We start from the raw sequence: 19346 nt of genomic DNA, 5'->3' as shown, positions 1-19346 counted from the left end.
CACCCCCGCTTGGAGCTTAAAAAGCGAAGGAAGATGCCAATCAACCACTGCGTCATCTATTTTTTCTAATTTATTTTCAAAAGCCTGGACTTTTTGCCCAGGCTCTTTTTTTATATTTAATCCAACCCCACGCGCTTGAAAATTTCATCTACGCACTTGGTGTAGTAAAGAGGGTTGAAGATTTCATCAATCTCTTCCTGAGTCAAACGAGAAGTGACTTCTGGATCCGCTTCGAGAAGCGGTTTGAAGTCTATTTGGTTATCCCATGAGTGGGCTGTTTTTGGTTGCACTAGATCATAGGCTTGCTCACGGGTCATGCCTTTTTCAATCAAGGTCAACATCGCACGTTGGCTGAAAATCAAACCAAATGTAGAGTTCATGTTGCGAATCATGTTTTCTGGGAAGACGGTCAAGTTCTTGACGATATTTCCAAAACGGTTGAGCATGTAGTCAATCAAAATGGTCGTATCTGGTGTGATGATACGCTCAGCTGATGAGTGAGAGATGTCACGTTCGTGCCAGAGAGCGACATTCTCATAAGCTGTAATCATGTGGCCACGGATAACACGCGCAAGACCTGTCATGTTTTCAGAACCGATAGGGTTGCGTTTGTGAGGCATTGCTGAAGACCCTTTTTGCCCTTTGGCAAAGAACTCTTCCACTTCACGTTGCTCAGACTTTTGCAGACCACGGATTTCAGTCGCCATACGCTCGATGGAAGTAGCGATGCTAGCAAGAACTGCAAAGTACTCAGCGTGAAGGTCGCGAGGAAGGACCTGTGTAGAGATTTCTTGAGCACGGATACCAAGCTTGTCGCAGACGTATTTTTCAACAAAAGGTGGAATGTTGGCAAAGTTCCCAACCGCACCAGAAATTTTACCAGCTTCCACACCAGCAGCCGCATGCTCGAAACGCTCGATATTGCGCTTCATTTCGCTGTACCAAGTCGCTAATTTGAGACCAAAAGTTGTAGGTTCAGCATGCACACCGTGGGTACGCCCCATCATGATAGTGAACTTGTGTTCTTTCGCTTTATCAGCGATGATGTTGGTGAAGTTTTCAAGGTCACGACGGATGATGTCGTTGGCCTGCTTGTAGAGGTAACCGTAAGCCGTATCCACCACGTCGGTAGACGTCAAACCATAGTGAACCCACTTGCGCTCTTCGCCAAGCGTTTCAGAAACTGCACGCGTGAAAGCCACCACGTCGTGGCGCGTCTCCTGCTCAATCTCCAAAATACGGTCGATGTCAAAGTCCGCCTTCTCGCGAATCAAAGCCACATCTTCCTTAGGGATTTCCCCCAACTCAGCCCATGCCTCGTCAGCCAAGATTTCCACCTCAAGCCAAGCACGGTATTTATTTTCTTCACTCCAAATGGTCGCCATCTCAGGGCGAGAGTAACGGTTGATCATGTTTAAGATACCAAGGGCGACTAGAAAGTGACTGAATTTTAGGAAACCAACGACGGACGCTTACGTCCTAGGAGGTTTATCTAAATTCCGAGCTTTCCGCCCGGGTTCAGTTCTGCAAACTAGATGCCCATTTCCTTTCTTTGTTTACAATTAGGATGTGCGTAAGCCCGTATTCGGTTAAAATGAAACAAGGGAATTTGTTTCTTTCTTTTTTCTGTCTATAACTGGATATATAAGAACAATTGCTTGGATACTAATAACTTTTCTTATTTCCCTTAAAGCAAGTCAATACACTCTGCTAATTCCTTTGTTCTCTTTGTATTTTTAAATAGATTTGCTGGATATGCATCTGGGTATAATTTTTCTTTTGCAATTATTAATTTCTTAATTAATTGATTATACTCTTTTTCTAAATCTGGTAACTCATTCATTTTAATATAGGTATCTTCAAAGTTTAGATTTTTATTTTTCTTTAACTCTTGAAAAATAAGATGAAGTATAAATCTATTACCATGAATTGAAATTAATTTACTTGACTGATTTTGTGGATCTTGTTGATATGCAAATTCTACCTGTTGTAATTTTCTATATACCTCTACACAATTCCACAATTTATAAGCAGATGTACCAGAATTAAAAATATGCTTATATGGTGGTTTATTAATATTGTCAAAGATACTACCATATGCTCGTTTTAGTTGCGTTGAAATAGCAAGATCATCTAAATAACATCCTAAAGCTACCGTAGCACTATCTAAATCACATCCTTCCGAAGGATCCGGGAGCTCTACTCCTTGTCTGTAAACATATTTTTTACCATCTATAGCTAGATCTTTCATCAATCTTTTTTGTTCGTTATCTTGTGCTGCAAAATCTTTATTCTCTATCCTATTTTGAGTATTAGACAGTTTAGTAATTGTTTGTCCTAAGTTATCAACATCATCTCCTAAAATAATAATTTGTACTTGCACTATAACATTAGTTAAATCAATATCTTCCGCTTTATATGCTTCGTATAATGCTCCTGTTGTTTGGGCACCATTTATTATACTTGCTCCAACTAATTTTAATGTAGTATAATCATTTGTTGATGCACCCTTCAATAATTTTTCCCCTCTCTCTGCAATAATTTTAATACCATTATTATAAAGGTAAAAATTCTGAGGTTCCTCTCTCAATACTTGGAGTATACCTTTATTAACATCTGTATTCTGCTTGAAATTTCTAATATTATTTTCAAAGATTTTATCTCCATACTGCTCTCGCCAATTTACAATATCAACAGCAGACATCCAGCCGTAATATACCTTATAGTTATCATTAGACAGTGTGGGTGACCCCCAGTTATGTAATGTTACGTTCTCTAAATCAATATTTGGGGCTACTCCCTGATTAGCCATATGGGAGTACACATCATTAAGCTGTATCAATCTGAATGTTACTAATTCATCGCTACCATCAGAATTTGTATCTTTTAGAAAATCATCAATCACCTCTTGACTATTATTCGAAAGTTTCTGATTTGAAGAGATCGAAACTACAATTTCTAGACGGTAATCAAAATCGGAAAGAGCTTCTTCTATCTCTGTTGCCTTCGCACATATCAAATCATTAAAATTTGAAAAATCAAGATTCAATATCCTTTTTACACCTTTAATAAATTTTAAAGTATCACCTTCCGAAATAGAACCACTCGCTTCATTACTAAATTTTGTTTGTATAAAATACAGAATTTTTTTATTCTTATCATTAAAAATAGCATCTATACCATTATCTTTAAAACCATCAGTAACTGATACAACTGCATCCTCAATGTTTTCTGAACCAATTAAAAATGTTGAATATGCAGCATATGCTCTGCTATACCACATTTTTTCATAATCATCTGTTTCTGGAAGAACCTTAACATTCCCCATATATATACTATTCTTGAACATTTTTTTCAATTTACTTTTTATACGGTTTATCTGAATATTTGTTGCCATTGTTTCTTATCTCCAATAAATCATTTTCTAAAACTCAACCACACTATCTGGCACACTACTAAACAAAGTCACATGTCCCATTTTACGGTTGTACTTCGCTTCTATTTTACCATACATGTGGAGGTGGGCGCTTGGATTTTCTGCGACATATTTTTCAGCGGCCTCGACATGCTGTCCGAGGACATTAAGCATAACAGCTGGGGCATGCAGTTTAATAGCTGGCAATGGTGCTCCCAGAACACCTAGGATATGTGTATCAAACTGGGAGAAGTCGCAAGCTTCGATAGAGTAGTGCCCAGAGTTATGTGGTCGTGGGGCAATTTCGTTGACGATAATGTCGTCAGCTGTCGCAAACATTTCCACGCAAAGAGTTCCAGACAGATTTAGCTGTTCTGCAATACGTACAGCCATGGCTTTGGCTTTTTCGGCTAGGCTTTCTGAAATGCGGGCTGGTACAATGGTCTTAGACAGGATATTGTTGCGGTGGATATTTTCCTGAACTGGGAAAACCGTCACGTCCTTGCCATTTCCTGATACGATGACGGAAATCTCAAGGTCAAAATTGACAAATTCTTCCAAGACACAGTCTGCTGAATCAGCCAGTGCATAGGCTTCTTCCAAATCTGCTTCCGAGCGAATAACCTTCTGACCATGGCCATCGTAGCCACCAGTCGCCGTTTTGAGGACATAGTTTTTGGACAGGTCGATATCCGCCAAGTCTTGGCTAGAAGTCACGACTTTGTAAGGTGCAACAGTGACTTGGGCCTTGTTTGAGAGAAAATCCTTTTCAAAGATGCGATTTTGAGAAATGCGGAGCAGGTCTGTCCCTTGAGGGAGTTGTCCCTCCTTGATAACAGCATCCAAACCGTCAGAATCGACATTTTCAAACTCATAGGTCAGGACATCGCAACGCTCAGCCAACTGACGGAGGGCATCCACATCGTTATAAGGCGCCACGATAATTTCCGCCACACGAGAGGCCGGGCAATCAGCCGCAGGATCCAGCGCGATAACCTTGTGCCCCATGTAGATAGCAGAAATGGCCATCATCTGACCCAGCTGACCGCCACCGATAATTCCGATTGTTTTAGATGAGCTCATTTGTTGACTCCTCTGCGATTTTTCCTTGTTCTTCTGCAAAATCCGCCAAAGCTGTCGCAATAGCCTGATCCTCTACTGAAAGGAGACGGAGGGCAAAGAGACCCGCATTTGTCGCACCTGCCTCACCGATAGCCATTGTCGCAACAGGCACACCGCCCGGCATCTGTACGATAGAGTAGAGCGAGTCCACGCCACTAAGGGCACGTGATTTGACGGGCACACCAATGACTGGAAGAGTTGTTTTGGCTGCTACCATACCTGGCAAATGGGCTGCGCCTCCAGCACCAGCTATGATGACCTTGATACCGCGACTCCGTGCTTCCTCCGCATGTCTGAACATAAGGTCTGGTGTGCGGTGGGCAGAAACAACTTTCTTTTCGTAGACTACACCGAAGCGGTCTAAGACTTCGGCGGTTTTTTGCATGGTTGCCCAGTCGGATTTTGAGCCCATGATGATGGAAATTACTGGTTTAGTCATAATTTTTCCTTTTTTTCTTTTTTTGATAATGGTCTTAGGTGGTGGGGACGGAAGCAAACCTTCGGTTTCATTCCTAAATTTTGAGCCTAAGTCTCAAAATTTCCCCCGACCAGAACATTCACTGTGCTGGTCTTTTCACCACGGCGACCATTATCGTATTTGGCGACTTCGTCGCGTTATTCTTATATCTTTACTTAATGGCCTTGCTTCCGATATCTGTTCGGTAGAAGAGGCCTTCTGTTTTTTGTTGGGAGAGTTCTTGGTAGATGCTTTCTTGGGCTTCTTTGACGGTATCTGCTGTGGTGACGAGCATATAGACACGTCCGCCATTTGATAGCAGTGCTCTGCTATTTTCTGCAAACTTAGCTCCTGCATAGTAAGTGATGATGTCGCCCTCCGTTTTTGCTGGCAAGTTGACACCTTTTTCATAGTCTAGCGGGTACCCATTGGATGCGACAACCACGCCCAGCGTCACACCCTTGTCCGTCCACGTGATCTTCGGATCCTTACCATCGAGGATATCCGTAATATTTTGTGCAAAGTCAGATGTCAAACGAGGTAGGATAATCTGAGTTTCAGGATCTCCGAAACGAGCGTTAAACTCGATAACCTTAGGTCCATCAGCTGTCATGATAAGCCCTGCGTAAAGAACTCCCAGATAAGGACGGCCTTCTTTAATCATGCCCTCTAGGACTGGCTTGACAATCGTGTCAACCGCTGTATCAACTACACTCTGTGGCAAGTGTGGAACTGGCGCATAGGCACCCATACCGCCCGTGTTAGGCCCCTTGTCGCCATCATAGGCACGTTTGTGGTCCTGAGCTGTTGGCATGATGTAGAACTTGTCACCATTGACAAAGGCAAAAAGTGAAAATTCCTCTCCTGCAAGAAACTCCTCGATAACCACACGCGCACCTGAGTCACCAAATTTATTGTCCAAAAGCATCTCATGAGCAGCTTCGACCGCTTGCTCGACTGTCTCAGCAACGACGACACCCTTACCAAGCGCTAAACCATCTGCCTTGACTACGATTGGAGCGCCTTTCTCCTCAATATAAGCCTTAGCTTCCTCGAAATCTGAAAATGTGCCATAGGCTGCTGTCGGAACGCTGTATTTGACCATTATTTCCTTAGCAAAATCCTTGGACCATTCCAGCTCCGCTGCAGCCCTAGTCGGACCAAAAGCCTTGAGGCCTGCTGCATTGAAATCATCCACTATTCCGGCGGCAAGAGCATCATCCGGCCCAATGAAGGTCCAAGCGATATCGTTGACCTTTGCAAATTCAATTAACTTAGAATGTTCGGAAATAGATATATTTACCAAATCAAGTCCATCTAAGGTCATCCCGTCATTCCCAGGTGCCACAAAAACTTGCTCAACGTCTTTAGACTCCAATAACTTCTTAGCAATCGCATGTTCACGACCACCCGAACCGACAACCAACAGTTTCATCTCTTAACCTCTTTTGCGAATTATTTACTAACATTATACCACAAACGTTCGTTTTAATCTTGTTTCACTTAGCATTTTAAGCCAAAAAAGGAAAGAAACTGTTTTCTTCCCTTTTGCTTCTTAATGTCTAAAATGTCTCACTCCTGTAAAGACCATAGTCAAGCCATATTTATCAGCCGCTTCAATAGAGTATGTTTATAAATTAAATTTTTAATAATAAAGACAGGTTTCGAAAATCTAAGTTCAAATAGAAATTGATTAAAGTAAGTCCAATATTTCTTTAACAAATTCAAGCTCATCAATCTCTAAAGCAATAGATAGGTTACGAATATTTTCTAACGATGGAATATTTTTACCGTTTTCGTAGTTACATAGCGTTTTTTCACTAATCCAATCATCACAATCAAAAAATTTTTGGCTACGATCATCTATAAATCCCTGTCTAGATTTTGGTAAATCCGTTAAGCTCGCTCTATGTTTTCTTATTAAATTTCCTATTTCTCTGTGTTGGGTTTCATTTTTTCTCAAAGTCATATTTTTATTATACCAAAAAGAACCTAGGTTCCTTTATTTATTTTTAAAAAAAGATATAATGCTAGTATAGCAATTGAAAAATCAACTTGCTGAATAAATTTTAGGAGGCTTACTATGAGCTCAACATTTAATTTTAAGGCTAGCGCCGTTCGAACTATCGAATCCCCGTCGCAAAAAGGTGTCACTACCTATTTTGTATATCTCAACTTTAGAGATCTCCCTTCCAACTTACCGATGGAAGTCAATCCGAGACAACCTAAAATGACTACAGCTGTTGCCAAATCGTTAATTAATGCTGTCAAATCGCCTGATACTGATTTCGATATCAATAATCGAGGAATAGTAATTGTTGCTAAACAATTCAAATTCACACCCAATCAAAATTTGGTATCTTTAGATCTAGGAGATGACCCTCAAAATTACGGAATCCTGGATGGTGGTCATACATACAAAGCGATTATAGATAATAGAGATCAGATTCACTCCGGACTAGATAAGTTTGTCAAACTTGAAATTATTGTTGGAGAACAATTGACAGTTTCACGTATAGCCGATGCACGAAACACTTCTGCTCAAGTTAGTGATATCGCATTGTTTGAACTAGACGATAAGTTTGATCTAATTAAAGACTCGTTGTCAAATGAACAATACGCTTCAGAGATTGCTTATAAAGATAACGAGAATAAAAGAATTCCAATTGCTGAATTAATTCGTTTGATGTTTACTTTCAATATTAAACGTTTCCCAGATGATAGTACTGCACCAGTATCTGCGTATTCTGGAAAACAAGCAGTATTCAAAGATTACCAAAAGGAATTCGGAACAGACAATAATATCTATGAAAAATTAGCACCTTTTCTTCCTGACTTAGTTGATCTTTATGAACTAATTCAAAAGGAACTTCCTAACAAATACCAAGAATACAAAAATTCTGAAGGAAAGAATGCAGCATTCGGAAGAATTCGTGGAGTTGAGGGCTCTGGAAGTTATTATACTGACTTTACTGAACAATCTATCAATTACAATATCTCTACTGGTTTTCTGATGCCTATTTTCGGTGCTTTTAGAGCATTACTTAGAGAATCCGATGGAAAAATCAGTTGGGAATTCGATCCTAAAGATGTATGGAAAATTGCTGGGACAAGACTGGTACAAAATACTTTCGATACAGATACTAACCCTCAACAAATTGGAAAAAGCAAAACACTATGGCAAGCTAATTATAGAATCGTTGATAGTGTCAGAAAAGATTTGCTTTTAGACAAGCTTTTGAATGAAAGAAATTAAGATAAAATTTTTTATAGAAGAATCTGCACAGTTTATGTAATTTAACTATCAAAAAAGCGCTCAACTTTGACTTGAGTGCTTTTTCTATATTTTAAAATTTTTATCATTAATACTGTTACACGATAAAATAAATTTAACGAAAAATGAATAAAATTTTAATGTCTAAAATGTCTCACGCCTGTGAAGACCATAGTCAAGCCGTATTTGTCAGCAGCTTCGATAGATTCTTGGTCACGGACCGATCCACCTGGCTGGATGATAGCCTTGATACCTGCTTTGGCGATTTCTTCCACATTATCCGCAAATGGGAAGAAGGCATCAGAAGCAAGCACAGCGCCGTCAAGACGGTCTTTAGCTTGGTCAATGGCAATACGGACTGAAGCCACACGGTTAGTTTGACCAGGACCAACACCAAGTGTCATGTGGTCGTTAGTCACAATGATACCGTTTGATTTAACATACTTGATGGCTTTCCAAGCAAACTCAAGAGCTGTCGCTTCTGTCTCAGTTGGTTGGCGTTTAGTAACCACTTGCCAGTCAGCTGGGCTTTCCTTGACCACGTCTTGGTTTTGCACAAGAAGTCCACCAACCACGCCTGTGTATTCTGCTTCCACTTCACTGGCCTCTTGAGCATCAAATGGCAAGGCAAGGATACGCAAGTTTTTCTTTTTGTTGGTCAAAATGGCTAGCGCTTCATCCGTATAGCTTGGTGCAATGATGATTTCAAGGAATACACCATGCATCTTCTCAGCTGTCGCAGCATCCACCTCACGGTTAAGAACAACGATACCACCAAAGATAGACACTGGGTCAGACTCATAAGCGTAGTCCCAAGCTGTTTCGATATCATCAGCTTGACCGATACCGCATGGGTTCATGTGTTTGAGAGCCACAACGGTTGGACGGTCTTTGAAGTCACGGATGATACGGATAGCAGCATCCGCATCACGGATGTTATTGAAGGACAATTCTTTACCGTTGAGCTGTTTCGCTGATGCAATCGAATAGTCAGTCGGCAAGGCTTTTTGGTAAAAGTCTGCATCTTGTTGAGGATTTTCCCCATAGCGCATGGCTTGTTTGAGGTCATAGGTCAAAGTGAGCTTTTCAGGTTTGCGTTCTCCGACTTGAGCTGTGAAATACTCTGCAATCAAGGCGTCATAAGCCGCTGTGTGACGGAAAACCTTAGCTGCCAGACGTTGACGGGTTTCGTAAGTCGTTTCGCCATCGTCTGACAACTCGTCCAAAACCACTGCATAGTCCGCAGGGTCTACTACAACCGTAACGCTAGCGTGGTTTTTAGCCGCTGAACGAAGCATGGATGGCCCACCAATATCGATGTTTTCAACTGCGTCAGCGTACGTCACGTCTGGTTTGAGGATTGTTTCCTTGAAAGGATAGAGGTTGACCACTACAAGGTCGATAAGCTCGATCTGATTATCCTTAGCCGCTTCCAAGTGGCTATCCAGGTCACGACGAGCGAGGAGCCCCCCGTGGATATTTGGATGAAGGGTCTTGACACGACCGTCCATCATTTCTGGGAAGCCAGTCACATCATCGATCGCAATGGTCTCCACCCCAGCATTGTCAAGGGCAACTTTGGTACCACCTGTTGAGATGATATCCCAACCAAGTTTTTTAAGTTCTTGGGCAAATTCAACAATGCCCGCTTTGTCTGAGACGCTGATTAAGGCGCGTTTAGTCATGTTATTTCCTTTCATTTACTTATCCAACAATTCTCTAATAACTTCTGGATACAACTTGTACTCTGCCTCATGAATCCGAGCTTCAAAGCTTTCAATGGTATCATCAGCTAGCCGTGGCACACGCACTTGTTTGATGACCTTGCCTGTATCCACACCAGAGTCCACCCAGTGAATGGTCACGCCGCTCTCACCAACACCAGCATTCCAAGCGTCCTCAATCCCATGAGCTCCCGGAAATTCTGGCAGGTAGGCTGGATGAATGTTGATGATTCGACCTTCATAAGCCTCCAATAAGGTTGGCCCAACGATTTTCATATAGCCCGCGAGGCATACCAAGTCAATCTGGTGTTCTTCCAATAGTTCAACAAGGGCTGCTTCATAGTCTGCCTTGTTCTCAAACTCCTTGAGTTCAAAGGCATAGGACAGAATGCCAAGTTTGTCTGCACGCTCTAGCACATAGGCGTCACGATGGTCTGAAAAGACAAACTCCACCGGAAACTCTTCGGCAATCACCTGAAAATTTGAGCCATTACCAGAAGCAAAAACCGCTATTTTTTTCATTTGATGATGACACTTTCGTTTTCTTTCGTGACGATGCGACCAATTTCATAGACTGGTTCATCCAGCAATTCTTTGACACGATCTACATTTTCAGGGCTAACTGCCAACATGAGTCCTACGCCCATATTGAAGATTTCAAACATTTCTTCATGCTTGATCTGACCGTATTTTTCAAGGGCTTTGAAAATTGGAAGAACTGGAACCTTGCTTTCCTCAATCTCTGCAGCCAAGTCAGCTGCAAACATTCGAGGGACATTTTCGATAAAGCCACCACCTGTGATGTGGGCAATACCGTTTACCAAGCCTTCCTTGATGAGTGGCAGAACAGCTTTGACATAGATACGAGTCGGCTCAAGAAGGACTTCCTTGAGTTTCTTGCCTTCCAATTCTGGCAAGACTTCCTCACCTGTATAGTCGGCAAAGACACGACGAACAAGTGAGTAACCATTTGAGTGAATCCCACTTGAAGCAAGCCCGAGAAGAACATCTCCTTCCGTCACTTTTGAACCATCAATAATTTGAGATTTTTCAGCCACACCAACTGCAAAACCAGCCAAGTCATAATCATCTTCACCGTACATACCAGGCATTTCAGCCGTTTCCCCACCGATGAGGGCAGCGCCTGCCTGCACACAACCTTCTGCCACACCAGCAACGACTTGTTCTAGCTTGGCTGGTTCATTCTTCCCTGTCGCTACGTAGTCAAGGAAGTAAAGAGGCTCAGCTCCTGCAGCGATGATATCATTGACACACATGGCCACACAGTCCTGCCCAATCGTATCGTGCTTGTCATACTTGATAGCCAGCATGAGCTTGGTTCCGACTCCGTCAGTCCCTGAAATCAAGACGGGCTCTTTGACACCTGTTTTTGAAAGGTCAAACATACCACCGAAACCACCAAGAGCTCCCATAACACCTGCGCGTTCCGTACGAGCCACATGTTTTTTGATTCGTTCAACTACTTCATAACCCGCTTCAACATCCACACCTGATTGAGCGTATGCATTCTTATTTGTCATTTTGTCTCCTCTTCCTTTTCTTTCATGGAGAATTTCATCTGTCTATTTGTAAAAACTCGTCTTATCCCCTAAGCTTCTACGATATTCTTCTTCATAGTCGTAGAGAGGAGTTGGGTAGTCGCCGTCAAAGTAAGCGACACAGAGACCACCGTTTGGCGCATCTGTTTCGATGCCGATAGAATTAATCAAGCCATCAATCGAAAGATAGGTCAGGCTATCTGCACCAATGATTTGGCAGGTTTCTTCTACCGTATGATTGGCAGCGATCAACTCCTGACGCGTCTGGATATCAATCCCGTAGAAGCATGGATAAGCTAGCGCAGGACTTCCAATGGCAACGTGAACCTCAGACGCACCTGCTTCTTTTAAAAGCTGAACGATACGGCGAGAGGTTGTCCCACGGACAATGGAATCATCCACCATAACCACACGTTTGCCTTTGACAACACCCGAAACGGCAGATAGCTTCATCCGAACCCCTTGCTCCCGCAATTCTTGAGTCGGTTGGATAAAGGTACGTTGGGTATATTGGTTTTTGATCAACCCCATTTCATTTGGCAGACCGGACTCCTCCGCAAAGCCCATGGCTGCGCTGAGTGAGGAATTGGGCACACCGACTACGATATCCGCCTCATGCTTAAATTCACGCGCCAATTGGGCACCCATACGTTTCCGTGCCGTATGAACATTGACACCATGGATATTGGAGTCAGGGCGGGCAAAGTAGATATACTCCATAGAGCAAATCGCGAGCTGAGTATCATTCGTATAACTATCGTACTGGATACCATTGTCGTCAATAATGACAATCTCGCCTGGTTTCACATCGCGAATCCACTCCGCACCGATGACTTCAAAGGCACAAGTTTCAGATGAAACGACAACTGCTCCATTAGCCATTTTCCCGATTGATAGAGGACGGAATCCGTTTGGGTCAAGTGCTGCAATTAACTTATCTTCAAACATCAAGAGGTAAGCGAAACCACCTTTGACAAGACTAAGTGCTTCCTTGATTTTACCCATTAGACTAGGATTGTGACTACGACGAATGAGGTGAGCCAAGATTTCCGAATCGGAAGTCGAACTGAAAATAGCTCCTCTTTGTTCCAATTCTTTCTTGAGCGATTCGGCATTGGTCAGGTTTCCGTTGTGAGCAAGTCCAAACTGCATATCGTGAAAGCGGAAGAGAAAAGGCTGGATATTATCTACAGAAGCTTCGCCAGCAGTCGCATAACGAACATGCCCAATCGCGCTCGTTCCAGTCAGTTTATCCAAATTAGCTGGATTTCTGAACACTTCTGATAAAAGCCCCATATCACGATGACGCTTCAATTGCCCCTGATCATTAGAAAGGATTCCCGCCCCCTCTTGACCACGGTGCTGAAGACTATGGAGACCAAAATAGGTCAATTTAGCAGCATCTGGATGCCCCCAGATACCGAAAACACCACATTCTTCATTAAGAGATTTTACTTCGTATGTCATTTTTTATACCTAATTTTTATTTGTGTATCATTCCTTTAGTAGAGCGGAATGATACGGTAGGAGCTCATTTCACTCGCAAAACAAACCTTTTGCAATCACCAAGAGCTAGATCTACATGACTTTTATATTACAGATACTATCTAATCTATTAGAAAATCTGTAAGTCTTATTTCCCAGTAAAGTATTTAACCGCCGACGCAAACAGATGCTGGTCTTTATTTCCTGGGATGTTTTGGAAGAGACCGTCTTCATAACGTTCTGAGTGGCCCATCTTACCGATAATTTGGCCGTTCTTGCTAGTAATTCCTTCGATGGCATTTACAGAACCATTCGGATTGTACTTAGAATCCATACTTGGTTTGCCGTCAAAGTCAACGTATTGGCTAAAGATTTGACCATTGTCGCGGAGCTCTGCGAATTCCTCAGCTGTCACGACAAACTTCCCTTCACCGTGCGATACAGGAATAGCGTGGATATCACCCACTTGCACTCCAGCCAACCATGGCGAGTTGGTATTGGCAATCCGAGTTTCCACCATCTTGGCCACGTGCTGGTTGGCATCATTGTAGAAGAGGGTTGGGCTGGTACTGTTAGCATCTTCAAAGTTTCCATATGGAAGAAGACCTGATTTGACCAAGGCCTGGAATCCATTACAGATACCGATAATCAAGCCACCACGAGCAATAAAGCTATCAATGGCCGCACGCACTTTTTCATTAAGAAGGATATTGACAATAAACTTAGCTGATCCATCCGGCTCATCCGCAGCTGAGAATCCACCTGCAAAGAAGAGAATGTTTGCCTTGCCGATATTGTCAACCATGGTTTCAACCGACTTGACAATAGCCTCTTCATTCAAGGTCACAAATGGCACCAAGTTGACCTCTGCACCTTCTTTTTCGAAGGCCTTTGCTGAATCATATTCTGAGTTGGTTCCTGGGAAGACTGGGATGTAAACCACAGGTTTTTCAATGGTTTCTTTAGCTTTGATAACTTCGTTAGAATCGACAGCTGGAACTTCTTCCAGTTCTTTAGCTTGGGCAAATTCTGTTGGGTAAACTTCTTCCAGTTTTCCTTGGAAGGCACTGTCAAGTTTCTGTCCATCTAGCTTCACACCGTTGACAATCAGTGTAAAGTCTGCTTTCGTTTGTCCAATTTTCTCTACTCCAGTAATCTCTTCAAGAGATGTGAAGACAAATCCGCCTAATTGAGCTGTCAAAGAACTTTCAAATTCAGGCAAGGTCACCTCTGCACCGATATGGTTCCCAAAGGTAGCAAGAGCCAAACTTTCAAGGATACCACCATATTTAACAGCTGATGCAGATGTCACTTTGTGATCCTTTTGAAGGGCTTCAAACTGAGCAAAATTAGACTTAATCAAGTCAAAATCAATCTCTGCTGAGAGGGCTTGACCTGGGATGTAGTAGATGTTTTCACCAGCAGTCTTGAATTCAGGCGAAAGCACCTTACGGCTATCTGCTGTCGTTACCCCAAAGGCAACCAAGGTTGGCGGTACTGTCAATTCTTCAAAGGTACCGGACATAGAGTCCTTACCACCGATAGATGGCAAACCAAGTTGAATTTGTGCTTCGATAGAACCTAGAAGAGCCGCTACTGGCTGACCGAAACGCTCGGCTTGCTTGTCCATCCGCTCGAAGTACTCTTGGTAAGAGAAGCGAGCCTTGGACCAGTTTGCACCAGTCGCAACCAAACGAGCGGTTGCTTCGATCACTGCATAGGCAGCACCGTGGTATGGAGACCATTCTGCTACATAAGGATTGAATCCTTGAGCCATAACAGACGCAGTATGAGTCACACCATGTTGAACTGGCAATTTTTGTACAGATGCCTCAGTCGGTGTGAGTTGGTAACGACCACCAAGCGGGTGATTGACTGTAGAACGACCGACCGAACAGTCAAAGATAGTTTGCAATCCTTTTTGACTCGCATGGTTGAGATCAGATAGAACCGCAAGGGTATCAGCTTCAAGTGTGTCAGCAGATGTTTGACGTTCTTCTGGAAGTTCGACATCCTTGTCCACCACCTTTGCATCAACGACTACACGCACACCGTTTGTATCAAGGAAACGACGTTCCAAGTCGACGATGGTTTCACCATTCCAGTGCATGACAAGATTTGGTTTTTCAGTCACTGTTGCCACAACAACAGCGTCAATATTTTCTTTATTACATTCTGCAACGAAGGCATCTACATCCTCAGGACGCACCACAACTGCCATCCGTTCTTGTGATTCAGAGATCGCAATTTCTGTTCCATTCAAGCCTTGGTATTTAAGAGGAACCTTGTTGAGGTCGATTTCAAGACCATCTGCCAATTCACCGATAGCCACACAGACACCACCCGCACCAAAGTCGTTAGATTTCTTGATGAGACGAGTGACATCGCCATTGCGGAAGAGGCGCTGAATCTTGCGTTCTTCGATGGCATTTCCTTTTTGAACCTCGGCACCAGCAGTCTCCACAGACTCAACCGTTTGAACCTTAGAAGACCCTGTCGCACCACCGACACCATCACGTCCTGTCTTACCACCAAGAAGGATAATCACATCTCCCGCTTCCGGTTTTTCACGGACAACATTCTCTTTTGGAGCAGCCCCAACAACAGCACCCAGCTCCATGCGTTTGGCTACAAAGCCTGGGTGGAAGTACTCACGAACGTAGGTCGTTGCAAGACCAATCTGATTCCCGTATGAAGAATAACCATGGGCCGCTGTTTTAGAAATCACTTGTTGTGGCAATTTACCAGCACGAGTTTCCGAAATCGGTGCTGTAATATCACCCGCACCAGAGATACGCATGGCTTGGTAAACGTAGGAACGGCCTGACAACGGGTCACGAATGGCTCCACCGATACAAGTAGCAGCCCCACCAAATGGTTCAATTTCCGTTGGGTGGTTGTGAGTTTCGTTTTTAAACATGAGGAGCCAAGGTTCCTTGACACCATCAACCTCCACTTCTATTTCGATTGAGCAGGCATTGATTTCGTCAGACACCTCCATATCGTCCAAACGACCATTAGCACGCTCATAACGACCAAAAATAGTCGCCATATCCATCAAGGTTTGTGGTTTCTCCGAACGCCCCAACTCATCACGCATGGCAATATACTTGTCATAAGTCGCTTGCAATTGCTTTTGGAATTTAGAAGCTGAGAAATCAATCTGTCTCAACTCTGTCTCAAAAGTCGTGTGACGGCAGTGGTCAGACCAATAAGTGTCCAAAACCTTGAGCTCTGTTTCCGTCGGCACGCGCCCGATTGACTTGAAGTAGTCTTGGATAAAGAGCAAATCGTCCACTTCCATGGCCATCCCTTGCTCTGCCTTGTAGCGGGCAAAGTCTTCTGCTGTATAGCTTTCAAAGAAAGTCAATTTTGGAATGGTCTTGTCTGACTCTGAAAATTCCTGTTTAGCAATCCCTGTCGCGATGTCCTTAAAACGAGAATCCACTGGATTGAGCAGGTAGTTCTTGACCGCTTCTAACTCAGCAGCATCAATATCTTTATTAACCAAGTAAAGTTGGGCTGTATTGACAATAACATCACTCGAACTTCCCAGCAAAAGCAAGGCTTCCTGTGAAGAAGCTGCACGCTGGTCAAACTGCCCTGGCAAGCTTTCAATAGCAAAGAAAGCATAGTTAGCAAGATCAGCCTGCACAGCCGCTTCATCCAAGACATGGTCTGTCACCTGCTCAGAGAAGATGTGCTTCTCGGCAGGCGCAAACAAGTCCTCTGCTAAATCAAAGACATCATAAACTTGCACAATGCGAATACTTTTCAAAGTTGAAAGTCCCAAGTTAAGCTGGAGCTCCCTTACCAAACTCTCTGACTTGACCTGAAAATCAGCCTTTTTTTCAACAAAAATACGTTTATCCATCAATTCTTATTCCTTTATTTCAGCTCTTGCAATGTTCCCAAACGAACTCATGGTTGTTATTTCAACTCCTGCAACTTTTCCCAGACAATCTCATAAACATCTGTCAATTCTCCGAGTCCTCTGCGGAGTGAAAAGGTCTGGGGGACCTTTTCAGCCTGAGTCCTTTTAGTTGAGAGACGAAGGTTTTCCGTTACAAACAGATTATTTCAAACTCTGCAATTTTTCCCAGACAACCTCGTAAACATCTGTCAGTTCTCCCAAGCCCCGACGGAAAACATCCTTGTCCATGTGATTGCCATCCGCATCCCAAAGTCGGCAGTTATCTGGTGAAAATTCGTCTGCCAAGATAATCTTGCCATCCTTGTCAAAACCGAACTCTAGCTTAAAGTCAATCAATTTGAGACCAATCTCAGCAAACCAAGCTTTCAAAAGTTTATTGATACGACGGGTTTCTTCCTTCAAGTAGGCAATCTGCTGGTCATCCGCAATGTTAAGGAATTTCACATGCTCGTCATTGATAAAGGGATCATCCAAATCATCATTTTTGTAGTAAAATTCGACAATCGGAGTCTCCAAAGCGATACCTTCATCTACGCCAAAACGTTTTGAAAAGGAACCAGCTGTATAGTTGCGGAGCACAACTTCCAAAGGAATAATCTCAACCTTTTTATTGAGCTGTTCCGTGTCTGAAATTTTCTCCACAAAGTGAGTCGCTACACCAGCCGCATTTAATTTCTCAAAAATAAAAGATGAAATCTGATTATTTAACACTCCCTTGCCCGCAATCTGCTCCTTCTTGACACCGTTGAAGGCAGTCGCCTGGTCCTTGTAAGTTGAAATAATGAGATTTTCATCCTCAGTTGTATAGATATCCTTGGCTTTTCCCGAATAGATTAGTTGTTTTGACATTTTAAAGTTCGCCTTTCGTTTTACTTGAGCACATTCTAACATAAAAGCATGAAAAATTCAAGGTTTTTACGAATAAATAACGTTTTTCCTATTTTAAGCGTAAAGAAAAACTGCAAGATAAGCTCCTCTTACAGTTTTAAAATCATTTATCCTCTGAAAAACACGAATATTACCCTCTATTTAAAAATTGATCCCAAAAATAACGGAGATAGCTTTTCTTTCCCGTAATCATCTGCAGGCGACCTTCTAAGCCATAGCGAAGTGTTGTAGCCTGCTCAGAAGTCAGATGGGTCTCCGCCTCAATTTTAAAGAAATTTCCTTTTTCAGTCTTGGTAGCTGTCGCATCAATACTTGTAATCGTAGAATCTAGGAAAATTTGATTCTTTGCATCATTAGTTGTAGTATAACGAACAGAGTCCCCAATCTTGACTCTAGCAACATCTTTTGAACTGAGATAAGCTGTGAGTTTAGTTTTGCCTTCTTTTTCCAAGGATGGATAGAGCTGGGCTAGCAAGGTTCCTTCTGCGACCATCGTAGATTCACTAGTCTCAGGATTAAGGTGAAGCACCCCATCCTCACTCGCTGTAATCTTCCCTTTATCTAGGAGACCTCCTTGAACCTTCTTACCCGATTCCGCCTCCAAAATTTTCTGATCTAGAAGAGTTAATTCCTGACCAACCTTAGCCAAGTGTTGTGATTTGAGGGATTCCAATTGACTATCCAGTCCCGTTGCGTAGGCTTGTTGAGCTCCAGATCCCGCATACTGCACACGATAAGTAGCTAAACTAAACTCTAGCTGGGTAATTTGTGCATCCACCTGTGCAATAACTTGCGATTTAGCTTGCGAATCTTCTACGCCTTGGTTTTTATAGGTCTGATAAAAAGAGTAGGCCGCATTTTGACTATCCAATTGAGCTCCTGTTTCAATCGCCGACTTAGCTGTTTTGTAGTCTCGGATTTTATCCTCTGTTTGGCTGATAAGATTGCTAATCTCGGCCTGGCTCTGACTTGCTGCTGCATTCTGGGACGCGATGGTCTCATTTTGCTGAGAAACATTGCTCCTAAGACCATTCGCTTGGCTGAGATAGTCTCGAAACATCTCCTGATATCCAAACTTATCCGCCTCTGGAAATTGATCACTCCCCTCTTTCAAACTGGATTGCAAATAACCCAACTGCTTTTTTTGATCCTTTAACATCTCCAATTGACTGGCATATGCTTCGACCTGGACAGCCTCCGCCCCTTGCTGGTACTCAACGAGTAGTTCGCCTTGCTTGACCAACTTGTTTTCTTCCAGATAGTTGGCCACAATCCGTTGATTGCTAGTTGACTGGATGTTGGCAATGATCCGACTAGGTTCGACAGTTGCTCGGGTAGACAAACTAATCTCTTTCTCTGCAAAAACTGCAAATCCTAACAGAAACACGAGCAGAAGCGACATAGGTAAAATCACCCGACTGGAAAAATTATGGTAACGGCGATGGTAAAACTCCGCACTTTCTAAAAATTCTGGTTTCATCTTCTCCT

15 protein-coding genes and 1 pseudogene are annotated in these 19346 nt (G+C 42.9%); 1 reads left to right on the top strand and 15 read right to left on the bottom strand.

From position 1 onward, the window contains the following. Nucleotides 1–116: 116 nt before the first annotated feature. The 7 genes and pseudogenes from purB to ACXYSL_RS08355 form a co-directional block, all read right to left on the bottom strand. The gene (purB, locus tag ACXYSL_RS08385) at nucleotides 117–1412 is read right to left on the bottom strand and encodes an adenylosuccinate lyase (protein WP_458624467.1); all 1296 of its coding nucleotides are present in this window, start codon (nucleotides 1410–1412) and stop codon (nucleotides 117–119) included. Nucleotides 1413–1687: 275 nt separating this feature from the next. After that, nucleotides 1688–3397 (bottom strand): AIPR family protein, encoded by a 1710-nt coding sequence (locus ACXYSL_RS08380; RefSeq protein ID WP_125418745.1) that lies wholly within the window; start codon nucleotides 3395–3397, stop codon nucleotides 1688–1690. A 27-nt stretch (nucleotides 3398–3424) separates the two neighbouring features. After that, complete coding sequence (gene purK, locus ACXYSL_RS08375; RefSeq protein ID WP_458624466.1) at nucleotides 3425–4498, bottom strand: 5-(carboxyamino)imidazole ribonucleotide synthase; 1074 nt, start codon at nucleotides 4496–4498, stop codon at nucleotides 3425–3427. Beyond that, a complete protein-coding gene (purE, locus tag ACXYSL_RS08370) occupies nucleotides 4485–4976 on the bottom strand; it encodes a 5-(carboxyamino)imidazole ribonucleotide mutase (RefSeq protein ID WP_458624465.1) in 492 nt (163 codons plus the stop codon). The genes purK and purE overlap by 14 nt, the downstream gene beginning before the upstream one ends. 190 nt (nucleotides 4977–5166) lie before the next feature. Beyond that, nucleotides 5167–6429, bottom strand: a complete 1263-nt coding sequence (gene purD / locus ACXYSL_RS08365; protein WP_458624464.1) for a phosphoribosylamine--glycine ligase — start codon at nucleotides 6427–6429, stop codon at nucleotides 5167–5169. Nucleotides 6430–6549: 120 nt separating this feature from the next. Further along, nucleotides 6550–6618: pseudogene (locus ACXYSL_RS08360) on the bottom strand (IMP cyclohydrolase); the annotation flags it as partial. 69 nt (nucleotides 6619–6687) lie between these two features. Then, nucleotides 6688–6963, bottom strand: a complete 276-nt coding sequence (locus ACXYSL_RS08355; protein ID WP_033685261.1) for a helix-turn-helix domain-containing protein — start codon at nucleotides 6961–6963, stop codon at nucleotides 6688–6690. Between the two features lie 114 nt (nucleotides 6964–7077). On the opposite strand from ACXYSL_RS08355, the gene ACXYSL_RS08350 reads away from it, so the two are divergent. Next, nucleotides 7078–8250, top strand: a complete 1173-nt coding sequence (locus ACXYSL_RS08350) for an AIPR family protein (protein ID WP_096422937.1) — start codon at nucleotides 7078–7080, stop codon at nucleotides 8248–8250. Nucleotides 8251–8405: 155 nt separating this feature from the next. Here ACXYSL_RS08350 and purH read toward each other — a convergent pair whose 3' ends face one another. The 8 genes from purH to comB all read right to left on the bottom strand — a co-directional run bounded on the left by purH (nucleotide 8406) and on the right by comB (nucleotide 19338). Continuing rightward, a complete protein-coding gene (gene purH / locus ACXYSL_RS08345; protein ID WP_458624463.1) occupies nucleotides 8406–9953 on the bottom strand; it encodes a bifunctional phosphoribosylaminoimidazolecarboxamide formyltransferase/IMP cyclohydrolase in 1548 nt (515 codons plus the stop codon). Nucleotides 9954–9968: 15 nt separating this feature from the next. Further along, nucleotides 9969–10514 (bottom strand): phosphoribosylglycinamide formyltransferase, encoded by a 546-nt coding sequence (gene purN / locus ACXYSL_RS08340; RefSeq protein ID WP_458624462.1) that lies wholly within the window; start codon nucleotides 10512–10514, stop codon nucleotides 9969–9971. Next, nucleotides 10511–11533 (bottom strand): phosphoribosylformylglycinamidine cyclo-ligase, encoded by a 1023-nt coding sequence (gene purM / locus ACXYSL_RS08335; protein ID WP_458624461.1) that lies wholly within the window; start codon nucleotides 11531–11533, stop codon nucleotides 10511–10513. Before purM ends, purN begins: the two co-directional genes overlap by 4 nt. Nucleotides 11534–11575: 42 nt before the next feature. Next, the gene (purF, locus tag ACXYSL_RS08330; protein ID WP_458624460.1) at nucleotides 11576–13018 is read right to left on the bottom strand and encodes an amidophosphoribosyltransferase; all 1443 of its coding nucleotides are present in this window, start codon (nucleotides 13016–13018) and stop codon (nucleotides 11576–11578) included. A gap of 166 nt (nucleotides 13019–13184) precedes the next feature. Then, nucleotides 13185–16910 carry a phosphoribosylformylglycinamidine synthase gene (locus tag ACXYSL_RS08325; RefSeq protein ID WP_458624459.1) on the bottom strand — a complete coding sequence of 1242 codons (3726 nt, stop codon included), beginning with the start codon at nucleotides 16908–16910 and terminating at the stop codon, nucleotides 13185–13187. Nucleotides 16911–16966: 56 nt separating this feature from the next. Then, nucleotides 16967–17110, bottom strand: coding sequence for a phosphoribosylaminoimidazolesuccinocarboxamide synthase (locus ACXYSL_RS08320; protein WP_365897340.1), 144 nt, complete (start codon nucleotides 17108–17110; stop codon nucleotides 16967–16969). Between the two features lies 1 nt (nucleotide 17111). Next, the gene (gene purC / locus ACXYSL_RS08315) at nucleotides 17112–17819 is read right to left on the bottom strand and encodes a phosphoribosylaminoimidazolesuccinocarboxamide synthase (RefSeq protein WP_458624458.1); all 708 of its coding nucleotides are present in this window, start codon (nucleotides 17817–17819) and stop codon (nucleotides 17112–17114) included. 169 nt (nucleotides 17820–17988) lie between these two features. Then, the gene (comB, locus tag ACXYSL_RS08310; RefSeq protein WP_458624457.1) at nucleotides 17989–19338 is read right to left on the bottom strand and encodes a competence pheromone export protein ComB; all 1350 of its coding nucleotides are present in this window, start codon (nucleotides 19336–19338) and stop codon (nucleotides 17989–17991) included. Nucleotides 19339–19346: the final 8 nt, after the last annotated feature.

The sequence above is a fragment of the Streptococcus sp. V913 genome (assembly GCF_054353455.1).
Note: the sequence above shows the minus strand (reverse complement) of the source record. Positions and strands in the feature narration are given on the sequence as shown.

Coding starts and splice junctions, on each gene's coding strand:
- purB (WP_458624467.1), bottom strand. CDS start 1,412: ATGATCAACCGTTACTCTCGCCCTGAGATGGCGACCATTTGGAGTGAA.
- ACXYSL_RS08380 (WP_125418745.1), bottom strand. CDS start 3,397: ATGGCAACAAATATTCAGATAAACCGTATAAAAAGTAAATTGAAAAAA.
- purK (WP_458624466.1), bottom strand. CDS start 4,498: ATGAGCTCATCTAAAACAATCGGAATTATCGGTGGCGGTCAGCTGGGT.
- purE (WP_458624465.1), bottom strand. CDS start 4,976: ATGACTAAACCAGTAATTTCCATCATCATGGGCTCAAAATCCGACTGG.
- purD (WP_458624464.1), bottom strand. CDS start 6,429: ATGAAACTGTTGGTTGTCGGTTCGGGTGGTCGTGAACATGCGATTGCT.
- ACXYSL_RS08355 (WP_033685261.1), bottom strand. CDS start 6,963: ATGACTTTGAGAAAAAATGAAACCCAACACAGAGAAATAGGAAATTTA.
- ACXYSL_RS08350 (WP_096422937.1), top strand. CDS start 7,078: ATGAGCTCAACATTTAATTTTAAGGCTAGCGCCGTTCGAACTATCGAA.
- purH (WP_458624463.1), bottom strand. CDS start 9,953: ATGACTAAACGCGCCTTAATCAGCGTCTCAGACAAAGCGGGCATTGTT.
- purN (WP_458624462.1), bottom strand. CDS start 10,514: ATGAAAAAAATAGCGGTTTTTGCTTCTGGTAATGGCTCAAATTTTCAG.
- purM (WP_458624461.1), bottom strand. CDS start 11,533: ATGACAAATAAGAATGCATACGCTCAATCAGGTGTGGATGTTGAAGCG.
- purF (WP_458624460.1), bottom strand. CDS start 13,018: ATGACATACGAAGTAAAATCTCTTAATGAAGAATGTGGTGTTTTCGGT.
- ACXYSL_RS08325 (WP_458624459.1), bottom strand. CDS start 16,910: ATGGATAAACGTATTTTTGTTGAAAAAAAGGCTGATTTTCAGGTCAAG.
- purC (WP_458624458.1), bottom strand. CDS start 17,819: ATGTCAAAACAACTAATCTATTCGGGAAAAGCCAAGGATATCTATACA.
- comB (WP_458624457.1), bottom strand. CDS start 19,338: ATGAAACCAGAATTTTTAGAAAGTGCGGAGTTTTACCATCGCCGTTAC.